16 protein-coding genes and 1 tRNA gene are annotated in these 15,461 nt (G+C 50.2%); 13 read left to right on the top strand and 4 right to left on the bottom strand.

Annotated features, from left to right (window positions below):
• The first annotated feature begins 21 nt into the window (after nucleotides 1-21).
• The 9 genes from QZN53_RS02075 to QZN53_RS02035 all read left to right on the top strand — a co-directional run bounded on the left by QZN53_RS02075 (nucleotide 22) and on the right by QZN53_RS02035 (nucleotide 7,866).
• On the top strand, nucleotides 22-825 hold the full coding sequence (locus QZN53_RS02075; protein WP_163437116.1) for a hypothetical protein: 804 nt from the start codon (nucleotides 22-24) through the stop codon (nucleotides 823-825).
• A 94-nt stretch (nucleotides 826-919) separates the two neighbouring features.
• A complete protein-coding gene (locus QZN53_RS02070; RefSeq protein ID WP_163437114.1) occupies nucleotides 920-1,351 on the top strand; it encodes a hypothetical protein in 432 nt (143 codons plus the stop codon).
• Between the two features lie 12 nt (nucleotides 1,352-1,363).
• Nucleotides 1,364-2,104, top strand: a complete 741-nt coding sequence (locus QZN53_RS02065; protein WP_163437112.1) for a hypothetical protein — start codon at nucleotides 1,364-1,366, stop codon at nucleotides 2,102-2,104.
• Nucleotides 2,105-2,149: 45 nt separating this feature from the next.
• Nucleotides 2,150-2,233: transfer RNA gene (locus QZN53_RS02060), tRNA-Leu, on the top strand.
• A gap of 65 nt (nucleotides 2,234-2,298) precedes the next feature.
• Complete coding sequence (locus tag QZN53_RS02055) at nucleotides 2,299-2,901, top strand: GNAT family protein (protein ID WP_163437110.1); 603 nt, start codon at nucleotides 2,299-2,301, stop codon at nucleotides 2,899-2,901.
• 81 nt (nucleotides 2,902-2,982) lie between these two features.
• Nucleotides 2,983-3,831 carry a TIGR02147 family protein gene (locus QZN53_RS02050; protein WP_163437108.1) on the top strand — a complete coding sequence of 283 codons (849 nt, stop codon included), beginning with the start codon at nucleotides 2,983-2,985 and terminating at the stop codon, nucleotides 3,829-3,831.
• Nucleotides 3,831-5,225, top strand: a complete 1,395-nt coding sequence (locus tag QZN53_RS02045; RefSeq protein ID WP_163437107.1) for a carbohydrate binding domain-containing protein — start codon at nucleotides 3,831-3,833, stop codon at nucleotides 5,223-5,225. Before QZN53_RS02050 ends, QZN53_RS02045 begins: the two co-directional genes overlap by 1 nt.
• A 60-nt stretch (nucleotides 5,226-5,285) precedes the next feature.
• A complete protein-coding gene (locus QZN53_RS02040; RefSeq protein ID WP_163437105.1) occupies nucleotides 5,286-7,016 on the top strand; it encodes an alpha-1,4-glucan--maltose-1-phosphate maltosyltransferase in 1,731 nt (576 codons plus the stop codon).
• A gap of 94 nt (nucleotides 7,017-7,110) precedes the next feature.
• Nucleotides 7,111-7,866, top strand: coding sequence for an acyl-[acyl-carrier-protein] thioesterase (locus QZN53_RS02035; RefSeq protein WP_163437103.1), 756 nt, complete (start codon nucleotides 7,111-7,113; stop codon nucleotides 7,864-7,866).
• A gap of 5 nt (nucleotides 7,867-7,871) precedes the next feature.
• On the opposite strand, the gene QZN53_RS02030 is transcribed toward QZN53_RS02035, so the two are convergent.
• Nucleotides 7,872-8,402: a carbohydrate-binding family 9-like protein gene (locus tag QZN53_RS02030; protein WP_294651189.1), complete on the bottom strand. Its 531-nt coding sequence runs from the start codon at nucleotides 8,400-8,402 to the stop codon at nucleotides 7,872-7,874.
• A gap of 202 nt (nucleotides 8,403-8,604) precedes the next feature.
• Here QZN53_RS02030 and QZN53_RS02025 point away from each other — a divergent pair, with 202 nt between their 5' ends.
• Nucleotides 8,605-8,934, top strand: a complete 330-nt coding sequence (locus QZN53_RS02025) for a SpoVG family protein (protein WP_294651186.1) — start codon at nucleotides 8,605-8,607, stop codon at nucleotides 8,932-8,934.
• 8 nt (nucleotides 8,935-8,942) lie between these two features.
• Nucleotides 8,943-10,478: a YifB family Mg chelatase-like AAA ATPase gene (locus QZN53_RS02020; RefSeq protein WP_163437099.1), complete on the top strand. Its 1,536-nt coding sequence runs from the start codon at nucleotides 8,943-8,945 to the stop codon at nucleotides 10,476-10,478.
• On the opposite strand, the gene QZN53_RS02015 is transcribed toward QZN53_RS02020, so the two are convergent.
• A complete protein-coding gene (locus QZN53_RS02015; RefSeq protein ID WP_163437098.1) occupies nucleotides 10,475-10,840 on the bottom strand; it encodes a dihydroneopterin aldolase in 366 nt (121 codons plus the stop codon). The two genes, QZN53_RS02020 and QZN53_RS02015, sit on opposite strands and share 4 nt — an antisense overlap.
• Entirely contained in the window at nucleotides 10,834-11,853 is a 1,020-nt protein-coding gene (locus QZN53_RS02010) for a hypothetical protein (protein WP_163437096.1), read from the bottom strand. Before QZN53_RS02010 ends, QZN53_RS02015 begins: the two co-directional genes overlap by 7 nt.
• Nucleotides 11,854-12,130: 277 nt before the next feature.
• On the opposite strand from QZN53_RS02010, the gene pgk reads away from it, so the two are divergent.
• Together pgk and QZN53_RS02000 are read left to right on the top strand one after the other, a co-directional pair.
• Nucleotides 12,131-13,387 carry a phosphoglycerate kinase gene (gene pgk / locus QZN53_RS02005; protein ID WP_072826912.1) on the top strand — a complete coding sequence of 419 codons (1,257 nt, stop codon included), beginning with the start codon at nucleotides 12,131-12,133 and terminating at the stop codon, nucleotides 13,385-13,387.
• A 224-nt stretch (nucleotides 13,388-13,611) separates the two neighbouring features.
• A complete protein-coding gene (locus tag QZN53_RS02000; protein WP_163437094.1) occupies nucleotides 13,612-13,962 on the top strand; it encodes a hypothetical protein in 351 nt (116 codons plus the stop codon).
• Between the two features lie 103 nt (nucleotides 13,963-14,065).
• Here QZN53_RS02000 and QZN53_RS01995 read toward each other — a convergent pair whose 3' ends face one another.
• Nucleotides 14,066-15,436, bottom strand: coding sequence for a T9SS type A sorting domain-containing protein (locus QZN53_RS01995; protein ID WP_163437093.1), 1,371 nt, complete (start codon nucleotides 15,434-15,436; stop codon nucleotides 14,066-14,068).
• Nucleotides 15,437-15,461: the final 25 nt, after the last annotated feature.

Below are 15,461 nucleotides of genomic sequence, written 5' to 3'. Positions count from 1 at the left end.
GAAAAAAGGTAATTTCTAATTGTGCTAGAGTTAAAGAATAAATCGATTGCCGATACCTTTAACGCAAGAATCCGCTCCCCTTGGGCGTGGGTGGTTTTGGCCGTTGCTATAGGACTCACCATTCTGTTCTATTTCTCGCAAAAGCCGCAAATCATCATGTACTCGCGCTACATCAAGACGCTTTCGGACTACCAGCTGCAGGAATCTTACGCCATGCGCGGTATGGAACGCGTGCGAATCGGTTTTGGCATAGACACCGTTTTTGTTCAGGCTCAGACTATGACGCTGCGCGAAATCGCCGTTTCGTTCACTCGCGAAATGGACGACATCTGCCGTATTGGAATTAAGGCTCCCCCTCGCTCGGCCGTCGAACGTTTTGAACGCGAAGTCTTTGCCAAGGTTTCAAGCATGCGCCGCTATGCGGCAAGCCGCCATGCGTGGCTTGAAAGGTTGCAGGCCGTCAACCAGCAAGTGGCAAGTCTCCCTGCAAGCATTCAAATCCCGTTGCGTGGAACGCTTGATTCAGCACGTGCCGGCTACATGGTCGGCATCGCCGGCCTTGGCGACAGCATTGTAAGTGCGATTCCCGATTCCACCAAAGAAGCCATTTTCGCCCTGCTCCAGGACAACGAAGAACAGACCCTTGCCTGGAGCCGCTTCAATAGTGAACTTGCCATCATGTACAGCGAAGACCTAATCCAGTTTTTCCAAAGCCAGAACGCCGAAGAAATGTCGCTCAAGTCAAAAATCCCGATGGCATTCTATTTCTTGACCCTCGTGCTGATGCTTTCTACCTTCTTCTTTATTTTTAGATCCAAGCAATAAGGAACTCATGCGATTTTATACTTCTAGAAAACCGGCTCTTTTGAATTTTGCCTTGCTACTGTTTTTTTTGGCAGGATGGCTTTTTTCGTATATCATGCCCGCCCTCAAGGGATTGGTGCAAGAAGAGCATCTGTTCTACGGTACCGTTTCGCACGCAGCTATTCCGAGCATTTTTGGCGGGAGCAACATTCCGTTTTTCGATAAGACCATTTTCCAGATCAATGGTGACGACCAGGCAAACTTCATTCTGTACGCTTCGACAGACATGCTGAACAACATGGCCGAATGGTACAGTTTCGCAAGCCGCGACGCAGGCGATATTCCGCTTGAAATTTCGGCCTCCAGAATCAACGACAAGACATTCATTGTCCACAGCATGTCTTCGTCCGACGGAGAAATAGACTTTGAGACGCTCGTCATGGACTACCAGGTCTACTACGGCTTTATCGGCTGCACGATCGTATTCGCCTTGGCTATCGCCGCACTCGCGTTATTCATTCTCTGGATTGTGAAGAAGAGAAAGTAGAGCTCTGTCGGTATGAGACGTCTCGTCATATTATCACTTGTTGCAACTGCATTAGCCTTTGCGCAGGCGCCGACCGACACCCTTACTGTACACATGAAGCGGCCTATACAAGGCTCCGTCATGTTCCTGGCAACAAGCCTTTCGAGCGACATGCCTGTAGGTGTCTGGAGAGGCATAAACAAAAAAGATACGGCCGGAACTATAGTTTGGTTTCACGGCGGCATGACCAGCAACAATTGCCAAAAAGGACTTGTAGCCGGCGGCGCTCTTTCAAAAATGATGCCGGACTACACCATCGTCAGCGCTTCGGCCTGCAAACAAAACCATTGGGCCGAGCCTGCTACCATCGCAGCCTTAGACGACGCCCTGGACAGCCTCGCCAAGCGCCTGAAAAAAAACATTGAAGAAATTTCGCTGGTCGGAATCTCGGACGGATCGCTCGGAGTCATAGCCTACTCCATGTGGGGCAAGCGCAAAATCAAGAACCGAATTCTCATGAGTTCTTATGGCGAAGCGCTCGGACCGGCAGCACAAGTCGCCGCACAGGCTCCACTCAAGAACGGGCGTTGGAGATTCATTCAGGGCGGTTCTGACCGACTCTACCCCGCCGACAAGACGATCCCTTGGATTCAGGAATTCTGTAAAACCGTAGGCACAGGTTGCGACCTCAAGTTCGACCCGCAGGGCGAGCACGACTGGAGCTATTGGGAAAACAACCGCAAAGATTGGATTTTAGAGATTTTTTCTAAATAACCCTTGACAAATAGGGCAAAATTTTCAAAATTTGGCTTACCCCACGCGGATGTGGTGGAACTGGTAGACACGCTAGATTCAGGTTCTAGTGCCTGCAAGGGCATGAAGGTTCAAGTCCTTTCATCCGCACTGAAAAACCGTCGAAGCAATTCGACGGTTTTTTCCTTTTTATCCAATTTACTATCTTCCCCCTTATGGAGAATTTTGACGATTTTTTCACCGAGACATTCGAGACCGCAACCCTCAAAGGGAACCTGGTCACCCTGAGGGGCGTTCGCGAAAACGCTCCTGGCGAAGCTTCGGCAGAAAACATCTTCAAGGCTATCGAAGGTTCGCGCGATTTCTTGACCGAGCACCTTCCCTGGATTCAGGAAACCGACATTTTCGACCTCAAGAAAAGAATCCGCTCATGGGTCTTAAACGAACGGTTCGGGCAAGGCGGTTGCTGGCTTATATTCAAGAACACCCCAAACAGCGAAGAGGGCGTTTTTGCAGGCTCGATCATGATGGAAGTAAACGTCCGCAACCATTCGGCAACGCTTAGCTACTGGCTCGCAAAACCGTTTACCGGCCAAGGCCTGATGACCGAATCGGTAAAACTCATCGTCAAGTTCGCCTTTGAACAACTCAAGCTCAACCGGCTGGAACTTTTAGTCTCTGTACTCAACGGAAAAAGTGCCGCCGTCGCCGCCCGTTGCGGGTTCATGGAAGAGGGCATAAACCGCGATTACGAGCTCATAAACGGCAAATTCGTGGACCACAGGCGGTTTTCGCTCCTGGCACGCGATGTATATTAATGGTTACAATGGTTACTCGGGTAAACGGGAATCTTAAAATAGATATGGTTTTCAGGGGTTAATTCTTCTATTTTTTTGAACATGGATAATGGAGAAAAGCAGAAACTCGTAGAACCGGATATCCTGCAGTACACGAACTACAGGGTATTTCTCCGTGACTATTACGAGTATAAAAAGAAAACCTCGACCGCGTTCAGCTTGCGGTTCTTTGCCGAGAAGGCAGGGCTTTCTAGCCATGCCCATTTAAAGCTCGCAATCGACGGCAAGCGCAACATCACCAAAAATACGGTCACCAAGCTTATTCATGGCCTGGGTCTCGAAAACCAGCGCGCCGCTTACTTCGAAAGCCTCGTATTCTTTAACCAGGCACAAACCGACGCCGACAAGCAAATCTACTACGCCCAGCTTATCAAGGCAAGTCCCCGCTCCAAGCTGCACAAGATGGACAAGGCGCAGTTCCGTATTTTCCAAGAATGGCATCACTCCGTAATTCTTGAGATGGTAGGACTCAAGGATTTCCGTCCCATTCCTGACATGATTTCTAAAAAGCTGCGCGGACTCGTTACACCCGCACAGGTGACCGAATCGCTCCAGTTGCTCTTGGAACTGGGTCTCCTTGTCAAGACCGCTAACGGCTACCGCCAACGCGACCCCCTGATTACGACCGACGACGAAGTCCAGGACATGATGGTAAAACTCTATCATTTCCAGATGCTCAAGCTGTCGGCAACCATGTTGTCCGATCTTCCGGGCCATGAAAGGGACGTTTCAGCGCTTACTTTTGGAATTAGGCGTTCAGATTTCCCTAATTTGAAGAAACATTTACAACTAATGCGAAAAGAACTACTAGATTTCTCTGCAAAAGCCGGAGAAGCAGAAGATGTTGTGCAAGTCAACATTCAGCTCTTCCCCTTGACCCGAGGAGTGTGATGAAATTCTTTTTGTCCATAGCCACGATTGCCGTATACGCCACCGCGTTTTTGTCTTTGGTAGCTTGTTCCAACGACAAGTCCATTACTGGTATCGAAATTGGCAACCCGAGCATTGCTGACCGCGATACAACCGGAAAAGACACAACGGCAAAGGACACCTCCGTAAAGGACACTTCGGTCAAGGATACCACGCCTAAGGATACCTCGACTAAGGACACTGCTGTCAAGAAACAGCCGGCCCTTCCGCTAGTCGCCGATTTCTCTATTGACTATTCCGAAGTGAATCTCAAGGCTCTTGCCAAGGAAGCAGAAAAGGATGAGCCGATTCTATTGGATTCCTTCTCCCTGATTCTTACTGAAGTACGTTCCTTCTCCAGCTATTATTATACGACTTTGATTGTCGACCCCGTTGTCGGACTCCAGCTTTGGCCTTACGAAGACTCCCCCAACGAGTCGCTTGAGATATCCTTTACCAAGGGCTCCTTGGTTGAAGACCCCTTCAAGGACATTGACTTGAACGAAGAAGGCTACCTGAAGGAAATGGGCGTCGGATTCAAGCCCGACGAAACCATGGCCATATTCGGTAGGATTCTCATCGACAAGAAGTACCATCCCTTTGTCTACAGTCTTTCGAACTTCCAGACGTTCATGCTGCGCTACCACTACTCGCAGATCGATACGGCTGGCGGTAAGGCTAACTTGTCTGTTGTATTCCGAGTCAAGCAGTTTACCGAAGGCATCGACTTCTCTTCTGCAGAAATTGGCGAAGACAGCGTGATTCACATTGATTCCAAATACAATTCGGAATTGTGGGACGCGATGAACAAGCGATTCGTAACAAGCTTCCAGCCGCTGCGTTATGACTACACCACAGTTGCTGGCGATGCACATTTCGAATATGTCGCTGACATATGGAAGGGTATTGCAGCCAAGAAGGGCGAAAACACGATTATCAACGGAAACTTCTCTTCGCCCTTTACCACCGACTGGATTTTGATGAACCAGTTTGGCGGACATTCCGACACGACGGTGCTGCTCGAAAAGGGGTCCAAAGAACGCATTATGCAGGTGAACGTTACGGATGGCGGCAAGCATTCCTACAGCGTGCAGCTGATTCAAGAAAACGTTGCCCTGATTGCCGGCGTCCAGTACCAGTGCATATTCACCATCTGGTCCGATGTGGAAGGTCAGATTACGGCCCGTATCGGTTCGTACAACACCTACGAAACCATCGGATTCCAGGAACATGTACAAGTGCAGACCACGGGTCAATCGGTCGGAATCACGTTCACGCCCGAAGTCAGCGATCCGTTCGCCCGCTTTGAACTGAACCTCGGCGGTTCCGAACGAACCTTCTGGATTAAAGAAGTCAAGGTATTAAGAATCAACTAAAACTAAAACGCATTTTAAGGGCTCGCCACGGCGAGCCTTTTTTGCTAAATTTTCGTTACTATGGCTACTATTCCTACTCGTAAAGACAATCTCGTCATCGAAAACATTCGCCCCCAGATCGAAGGCGGGCGTTTTATGCTCAAGCGCGAACCGGGCGATACGGTTACGCTGACCGCGGACATTTTCCGCCACAGCCACGAAAAGTATGACGCGGCGATTTTCTACCGCCACGATTCCAAGAAAAAATGGGAAAAGGCTCCCATGCACTTTGTCGATAACGACCAGTGGGAAGGCTCCTTCACGGTCAACAATATCGGCTACTACGAATACAAGATTTGCGCCTGGACGATTGAGCCCAAGGACGAACCGACCGAAAGCCCCGTAATGAAGCTCCGCGTGGACCCCTCTTACGCCCGCATTGGTACTTGGTACGAAATGTGGCCGAAGAGCCAGGGCACCGACCCGAAGAAGAGCGCCACTTGGAAGGATTGCGAAAACCAGCTCAACTACATTGCCGGCCTCGGCTTCGATACCGTTTACCTGGTACCGATTCACCCGATCGGTGTCACGAACCGCAAGGGTGCCAATAACGCCCTGCACGCCAAGGTGGACAAGAAGGGCAAGCCGCTTGAACCGGGATGTCCGTACGCCGTGGGTAACAAGAACGGCGGCCACTACGATGTGGACCCGGAACTTGGCAGCATGAAGGATTTCGAGCACTTTGCAAAGGCCGCCCGCAAGAAGGGTCTCCGCCTCGCTCTCGATATCGCGCTGAACTGCAGCCCCGACCACCCGTACGTGAAGAGCCACCCGGAATGGTTCTACCACGAACCGGATGGCAGCATCAAGTTCGCCGAAAACCCGCCCAAGAAGTACGAAGACATTTACCCCTTCGACTACTACAACAAGAACTACAAGGCCTTGTGGCAAGAAATCGAAAACATTATCCTGTTCTGGGCCGACAAGGGCATCGAAATTTTCCGTATCGACAACCCGCACACCAAGCCCTTCCCGTTCTGGGAATGGCTGATTGCAGACGTCAAGGAAAAGCGTCCGGAACTCGTGTTCCTCGCCGAAGCGTTCACGCGCCCGAAGATGATGCATCGCCTCGCAAAGTCCGGTTTCGACATGAGCTATACGTATTTCGCCTGGCGCTCTGCCAAGTGGGAATTCGAACAGTACCTCAAGGAACTGACGCAGTCCGATGCCAAGGAATACATGCGCGGCATCTTCTTCCCGACGACTCCGGACATTTTCCCGAAGTACCTCGCCTACAAGGGCCCGAACGCCTTCAAGCAGCGTTACTTCTTGGCCGGTACGCTTTCTAGCCTTACGGGCATGTACAATGGCTACGAGCTCTGCGAAAACATTCCGAGCCCCATCAAGGAAGAATTGCTGGACAGCGAAAAGTACCAGTACAAGGTCCACAACTGGACTGGCCCGGGCATTCAGGATTTCGTGCGCCGCGTGAATACCGCCCGTCAGGAACACATCGCCCTGCAGGAATACGACAACCTCGATTTCCACTATTGTGCCAACGACCAGCTAATGGTTTATTCCAAGAAGTCCGGCGAAGACGTTATTTTATGCGTATGCAACATGGACATGGATAACGTCCAGGAAGGCATGGTGGAACTCGACATGGGCAAGCTCGGCCTGAATCAGGACGCCTTCTATTTCTTGAAGGACTTGATTACCGACGAAAGCTTTGTCTGGCGTGGCAACAAGAACTACGTGAAACTTGACCCCGCCAAGGCTCCCGGCCATTTGCTGGTGCTCAAGAAGATCTAGGTTCAAGAAGATTCCGCTCCAAATGCGGAATGACTGTTGACAAAATATTTTAGGACGGTATCACAACCGTCCTTTTTTTATTTATATTCAAAGCATGATTGATATTTATTCGCTTGCTAAAAATCCGCTCGTTTTCCAGAAACAGCGCACCATTACCTCGGCCTACATCGACGTTTCAGGCAAGATGGGCATTGCACAAACCGTGCTCATGGTTCAGGACAACCTCACCGAAAATTTCGGCGCGCTCAAGATGGACAATTTTTGCGTAAACGAAAAGGGCGGCTACTGGGCAATCTACAAAGCGAAATTCAAGTTTTTCAAGCGTCCGTTCTGGCGAGACAAAGTCATCACGACATCGTTCCCCACGGACAACGCCCCGATTCGTACCTACGTGAACACCTCCATCACGACCGTCGAAGGCGAACCGATTATTCTTGCCGTGCAGGAAGCCTGCTGCCTAGACTTGGAACGTCACCGCCCTATGAAGCTTGAAGCTGTTGACTTTCCGGCAGAAGGCGCTCCGGAGCACTTTATGGACAACAAGTTTTCGAAGTTCCCTGTGGAGCCCGAAGAATACCAGGAAGTGTACCGCCAGAAGGTGTTGCCGCAGCACATTGACATGTCGCACCACATGAACAACATCGAATACGTGAAACTCGCCTTGAACGTATTCAGCGCCGCCGACTTGGAGCTTTGCATTCCTGCGATGCTTGAATTGCATTTTATGGGAGAAACCCGCGAAGGCCAGGAAGTCAAGATCTTCCGCACCGATAAGATGGGTGCGACCTACATGAAGATTGAAGACGACACCGGTCGCCAAGTCTTCGAAATGAAAATTAAGATGAAATAACCGAATTAAAATTCGCTGAAAAATTCAGGCCGGTGGAAATCCGGCTTTTCTGTTTCTACCGGGAAGGCGCTCAGGTAATGAGGCGTCTTTGATTTATCGGCACACTTGTAAAGGTTCCCCTTAAGTGTAACGCCATCGAACGAACGAAGTCCAAAGAGCGTTGCCGGAATCTGCACGATCATGCCCCAGCATACAAGATTGCCCGCGACACTAGCCAACTGTTTGGTTCGAATAACCGAATCAATTTCGGGTTGCGTCAGTTTGGTACGCGAATTGCGATCGGGGCCATGGGCTGCCAGCAAGTAGCCGCGACAAGTCGTTTCGAAGTTGAAGTATTCGGCGGGGTTCGCCGGATTCTGCAAGAATATTTCGACGCAGGAATCTTCCCAGCTGGAACCGTTATCTTCTTTGACTTCGGCGCGGAAACAGTCCGAAGGTTCTTCAACGGTAAAATTCACCGTGAAATAATCCGGCGAGATTTCGACTTCGGCAAGCACCGTCGGAAGAGCCTTCCCCTGGTTTGCCACCCAATTCATATTCGGTTTCAAGAGCATGATTAAAAGGTAGTAAAGTGATTAATCACTGATTAATCAGTGATTAATCACTTGAATTGCCATAGGTGTTTTTAAGGAATTGGCGTTTTTCTGTCAATTTCGCCATTTCAAAAAATTGGCACACTAATTGCAATTAGAGGTTCGCTTATAAAGCAAAAAACACCAACAAAAACAGGAGACCTCTATGGCTGTAAAAAATAAAATGCCCGAAAAAGAAACCGAAGCAAGTTCCGCATTCGACTGCCTCGCCGTTACGAATGTGCAAGTCTACCCCTTCCAGGAAGGCCCTTCCATGGGACACACCAAGGGGATTGCGTCAATCGTGCTGAACGACCAGTTCATGATTCGCGGGCTCCGCGTGACGGAAGGCGAAAACGGACTCTTCGTAGGCTACCCTATTGATCCGTTCTTCAAAGGTGAAACCTACCGTTCGATTTGCAACCCGGTAACGCGACAGCTTCGCGAACACATTGAAAATTGCATTCTTGAAAAGTACCAGGCCGCCATCGTATAGGAGCCAACATGTTCCGCAGAATCCGCTCTTATTGCTTGCTTGGAATTAAAGCAGTCCCTGTAAATGTCGAAGTCGACTCTTCGCAGGGTCTGCCGGGATTCACCTTGGTAGGTTTGCCAGACAATGCCGTAAGAGAGTCGAGGGAGCGAGTCATTTCTGCGATTCGCTCCGCAGGCAAAGTGGTGACCGGTTTTCGCACGACGGTAAACTTGTCACCCGCGGATTTGCGAAAAGAAGGGAGCGCCCTGGACTTGCCCCTTGCTTTTGGGCTTTTGACTGCTGCTGGAGAGATTGAAGTCCCCGACTTAAAGCACCTCGTTTTTGTCGGAGAACTTTCGCTCGACGGCCAGCTAAAGCCTGTCCGGGGCGTTCTTTCCATTGCAATGAGTTTGTCTGAAAAATCAAAAGACATCCTGGTGATTCCAAAAGCGAACGAGCAAGAAGCTTCGCTTGTCGAAGGAATCCGATATGTATGCGCAGACACACTCATGGAATGCATTGAAAAAATGGAAGCCGGAGCCGACAATTACGCGCAGCGAGCATCCGGATTGAAAGAGCAAATGTATTTAACGAATGCCGACCGGGACATTCCCGATTTTAAGGATGTGGTCGGTATGGAAGGCGTGAAGCGAGCGCTCGAAGTCGCTGCCGCTGGCGCCCACAACTTCCTTATGGTTGGCTCGCCCGGAGCGGGCAAGACCCTATGCGCAAAGTGCATACCGGGCATTCTGCCCGAAATGACCGAGCTTGAAATTCTCGAAACAACCCGAATCCATTCGTGTGCGAGAACCGCGGGTGACTCCGAAGAATTCAAGCCGGTCATGGTCCGCCCGTTCCGTACCCCCCACCACAGCGCTTCCATGGTGTCGCTGGTGGGGGGTGGCACCCGGCTAAAGCCGGGTGAGGCGAGCCTAGCCCATAATGGAGTCTTGTTTCTCGACGAGCTGCCGGAATTCAACCGCAGCGTTCTAGAAGCTTTACGCGAGCCCATGGAAGAGGGAGAAATCTCAATCAGCCGCGCTAGCGGGACCGTTACTTGGCCCGCAAGATTCATGATGGGTGCGGCCATGAACCCCTGTCCCTGCGGATACGCCATGGACCCCAAGCGAGCCTGTACGTGCCTGCCCGAAGCACGCAAGCGCTATCAAGAAAAAATATCTGGCCCGCTCCTTGACCGCATCGATATCCAAGTGAGCGTCCCGCCCGTCGAAGCCTCGCAATTCGGTCGCAAGAGCACCGCCGAGTCTTCGGCCGAGATTCGCAAGCGAATCTGTAGCGCCCGCGAAATCCAGCGCAAGCGATTCAAGGGCACGCCCTTCAAGACGAACGCCGAGATGTCTTCGGACTTTGCCAAAAAGAGCTGCAAACTTTCGGCAGAAACCGAGCAGTTCGCCATCAACGCCGCCGACAGAATGGGACTCAGCGCCCGCGGCTTTTACAGACTATTAAAGGTCGGCAGAACTATCGCCGACCTTCGAAAATCCGATTCTGTTGAAATTATAGACTTATCTGAAGCTTTGCGCTACCGCGCCTTTAGGAGCTAGCGAATCACCTTGATGCTGGATTCGGCACCTGCACTCTGCGGGATTGCCAACGGCTTGCGGACAGAGACTTCTGCAGCAAGCGTCTTCGGGTAGTGGTTTAAGATGTACTTGGCCGTTTCGACGACCAAGGTTTCTTCTAATTGGAAAGACGACCTGCAGACAAAATCCTGCACGTCGTCAGCGAGTTGCACATAATCAATGGAATGGGCAAGATCTTCATTTCGGGCGGCAAGGGAAAAATCAAGCCACACCGAAATATTCAGGACAACCGGCTGCATATTTTCGCGCTCGTAAGGGAGCGTTCCAATAATGCAGTTGAATTCCAAATCACGAATCGTGATTTTTCCGGTTTCGACTACCATACGAAGAGTACGACAGCACCTGCGATTGCGGCAGCAGAAACGCCGAACCAAATGTTACGAGCGGACGTGTAAGAATCCTGCGTCTTCTTGTCTTCGTCCATCCGTTTCTGCAGGTCGCGCAAGTTCCACGATTCCTGCCTTACCTGCGATGCCATGATTTCTTCGCACTTGGAGTCGCCCTTACATGCGCTCAAGATCTGAGCGTTCAGGCCCTTCAAGTCGTCGTAGGCATCCTTGGCTTCGTTAGCCTTGCTGTGCTGCATGATGCCAACCACAGCGGCAGTAACTGCCAAGGCAGAGAGACCGACAGCCGTCCAGAAGCGGACTTCGTCAGCAATACCGAAACGGTCGCCTACGTCACTTGCAGCAGAGCTAGCAGCGTAGTCACGATCGTCGTCAACCGGTGCGGAAGTCTTGTACTTGCTGTAGTCTTCATCATCGTCGTCTTCGCAATCCGGATCGTATTCGTCACATTCTTCACCCTTGCTGCTCGGAACGGCAGGAGCGGCTGCAACAGTTTCTTCTTCCTCTTCTTCTTCAGCAACAGGAGCAGAACCCTTCAGTTCCACCGGCTTGCCGTTGATATAGACGATTGCGCTAGAAAGACCGGGAGCGTAAACAGCCTTACCATCGAAGTAAACCTTTTCGACGTCCTTATCAGCTGCCTGACCACGACGGGTATAAAGCTTTGCCTTAACGAGCGCGGAGTAGTCAACGCCATCGGCAGTCATCGGAGTCATCGAGGATACATCGCCTTTACCACCCTGATAGAGCTGGTAAGAGGTTTCAGATTCACCAAACGGGTCTTCAAATTTCTGACGTACAACCATGCGGCCACTCTGAAGAGAGGAGACCTCGTCAGCCGGAGCGACCTTGAGTTCGCCACCGAATTCGGCTACGATGTAGTCATCGGGTACACCCGCATCCTTGGCGGTAAATTCATCAATATCGTATATGCTAGCGAAAGCGGATACGACAGACAGGCAAAGGACCATCAAAAGTGAACGTTTCATTTCTACTCCAAAAAGTCTAATTTTTGATGGAAATATATAAAAAAATGCGTATAATGGTATTAAAAATAATTCTTTTGTAATATACAGCCGTGCACATAGTGTTCGCCACAAGTTCTCTGTTTAACAATGTTTACACACGAGATGCTTCGCTCTACAGATTGTCAAAAAAGTGTGATTTAGCCATGCTCTCGCCGCAATACTGATAGCGACCAATCGCCCACTAAAATTGCTATATTTTCCCGCGTAAAATTTTAACCTAAAAAAGAGGATTGCTACAATGGCAAAGCTTTCTATCGAAGATCTCGAACTCGCCGGCAAGCGCGTGTTCATCCGTGTCGACTTCAACGTTCCGCAGGACAAGGTGACTGGCGAAATCACCAACACCAAGCGTATCGAAGCCGCTCTCCCGACCATCCAGTACGCTCTCGACAAGGGTGCAGCCGTCGTACTCGCTTCCCACCTCGGCCGTCCGAATGGCGAAAAGAACATGAAGTACACGCTCGCTCCGGTTGCCAAGAAGCTCGAAGAACTCATCAAGAAGCCGGTGAAGTTCCTCTCCGACTGCGTTGGTCCGGAAGTTGAAGCAGCCTGCGCCGCTATCAAGCCGGGTGAAATCATCCTCCTCGAAAACCTCCGCTTCCACATCGAAGAAGAAGGCAAGCGCAAGATCAAGAACGCCGATGGCACCGAAACTAAGGAAAAGGCCGACAAGGAAGCCGTCAAGGCATTCCGCGCAAGCCTCACCAAGCTCGCTGACGTTTATGTGAACGACGCTTTCGGTACCGCTCACCGCGATCACTCTTCCATGACTGGTGTTGAACTTCCGCAGCGTGCCGCTGGTTTCCTCATGAACAAGGAACTCAAGGCTTTCGACCAGGTGCTCAACAATCCTCCGCGTCCGTTCCTCGCCATCCTCGGCGGTGCAAAGGTCGCTGACAAGATCCAGCTCATCAACAACCTCCTCGACAAGGCCGACAAGATTATCATCGGCGGTGGCATGGCTTTCACCTTCAAGAAGGTTCTCAACAACATCGAAATCGGTTCTTCTCTGTTTGACGAAGAAGGCGCCAAGCTCGTTCCGGATCTGATGGCCAAGGCTAAGGCTGCCGGCAAGGAAATCATCCTCCCGGTCGACTACATCGCTGCTGACAAGTTCGCTGCCGACGCTGCTACCAAGGCTGTTTCTGACGCCGAAGGCATTCCGGCTGGCTGGATGGGCCTCGATGTGGGCGCTGAATCCACCAAGCTCTTCGTGAACGCTATCAAGTCCGCAAAGACCATCGTTTGGAACGGTCCTGCAGGCGTGTTCGAATTCGAAGCCTTCGAAAAGGCTACCAAGGCTATGGCTGACGCTATCGTCGAAGCTACCGCTGCTGGCGCAATCACCGTGATCGGTGGTGGCGATACCGCTACGGCTGCCAAGAAGTACGGCGCAGACAAGAAGGTGACCCACACCTCTACGGGTGGTGGCGCTTCCCTCGAACTCCTCGAAGGCAAAGTCCTCCCCGGTGTTGCAGTGCTCACTGACAAGTAATTCAAAAATTCGTAAGGCGAGTGAAGCGCGAACGCTTGCGTTCGCATTTCCGAGCCTAGAAATTCGCGCTTGCGCAAATCAAATTTTGAATTTATGGAAACTCTCGCGTTTGCGGGAGTTTCTTTTTTGTTTGAGCAATTTCTGATTTTGCAACCTTCTGATTGCACGATTTGATTTTAAGTTTTGTATATTGAGTTTTAGAAGTCTTTAACAAGGGAACGTCTATGTCGATTGCGGAAATTTCAAAACAATTCCATGCAGAGCATCGCGGCAATTGCGCGATGGCAGTGGCTTACGGTTATGCACGCGCAACGGGCAAGCCCGAAACGGATGCGGTTGCTTCTGCCGAGATGTTCCGTAATTTCGGTGGCGGGAAGGCCCCGAACGGTTCTTGCGGAGCGCTCTATGCGGCCAAGATGATGCAGCCTGACCACGCCGAGGCCATTGAGGACTTTTTCAAGCGAGGCGCACAGAATTTTACCAAGTGCAGCGAAATTCGCCCGAACAAGATTATCCCCTGCAACCGCTGTGTGGAACTTGCCGGCGAAGCGCTGGATTTTTTAGAAACGAAATAAAATCAAAAAGATTCTAAATTCAAAAGACTCCGCCAACCAGCGGAGTCTTTTTTCGTTTTCAGAAAAAGAACGCAATTCTTGCGAACTTTTACAGGCACTCACCTTACTTGACAGCGATTCTCGTCACGCTCATTTGGCTATTGCTTTCGATACGCACAAGGTAATTGCCCCTGTTCAAATGAGCGAGGCTAAAGCTCCTGGAACCCATAACAGGTTCTACAAGAAACTCAACCAGATGCCCCGTCAAGTCGAACACTTGCACACGCACCATCGAAGATGTCGGCATCGCGATTGTCAGCGCGTTATTTGCATAGCCGAACTTCACATCATTCATTGCAGCCGTCACAATATTTGTAGTCTTTTCGCTCGAAGACGACTCATCTGCATTGCTAGAGCTCGAAGACTTCAAATCGCTGGAGTTTACACTGGAGCTAGACTGTTCAGCAGAGCTGCTGGACACAGCAGAACTAGAAGACGCCTCGGAGCTTGAGGAAGCCACAACGCTGGATGACGAAGTCTCAACAGGCTTATGAGCCACTTCAACGGTTGCAAAAGCAGTATCATTGTTCTTTTCGCCCTTTGCAATAACTTTTATCGAATAAGTACCATCCTTCGCATTTTCCGCGACAGTTCCATTTATCGTCAAAGAGTCATCCTTTACACTGATTCTAAGCGAGCCGGGCAAAGTTTGTTCAAATTTAAAATTGTCCATGTTCTCGGTAACACTCACATTTGCGAACTTGAACACAATCGGCTTAATTGCCTCACCAGCCGTAACCTTCTGCTTTTCATTTTCAACAATTCTTATTGACGCAACATTCGGGAGTCCTTCCACAGTGATCGTTCCTGACAACGAATGTTCTTTCGAATTTTTATCTTTAACGATTACCTTATAATCATAATCACCAGACATAACAGTTTCACCCACCGTGCCAGCAATGATTATTGCATGATCATCTTCATCAATATCTCCTTTAAGGCCGGAAGGCAATCCACTCACGCCCCATACAGAAATTGCCTCATAATCGAAAACGATAGGCACCATGGTTTCGCCAGCTTTGACGGTTTGGTTCATTTCTCCGCTAGCATCATTCCATTCAAACATAAACTCTCTTTCTTTTATTTCAAATGTTATATCCGTCTTGGCGTACTTGACCTCATCGTCTTGGACTAAGATATAAGCTTTTACCGTTTGGGCAGCAATATTTCTGCTAATCTTCCCAAAAATTTCACAAACAGGACCTGTCCATTTTTCCGTCAAGCCAAGGTCAGAAAAACCACCCGATTGATGTTTATTTTCATCTATATTCTCATATAAAATTCTAATCGGCGCAATCTCATCGCCCGCAGCCACAGTCTGGGTAAGGCTGCCAGCCAGAACCTGTTGCGTAATCTTTTCCGAAGCCACAAACGATTCCGCGACAGCCGCAGTAGCAAAGGACAAGGCAAAAACCAGCGCTATCAGCTTTTTCATAAAGCCCTCCTTTTTTATTTATAAC

The sequence above is a fragment of the uncultured Fibrobacter sp. genome (genome assembly GCF_900316465.1).
Taxonomy (GTDB): domain Bacteria; phylum Fibrobacterota; class Fibrobacteria; order Fibrobacterales; family Fibrobacteraceae; genus Fibrobacter.
Note: the sequence above shows the minus strand (reverse complement) of the source record. Positions and strands in the feature narration are given on the sequence as shown.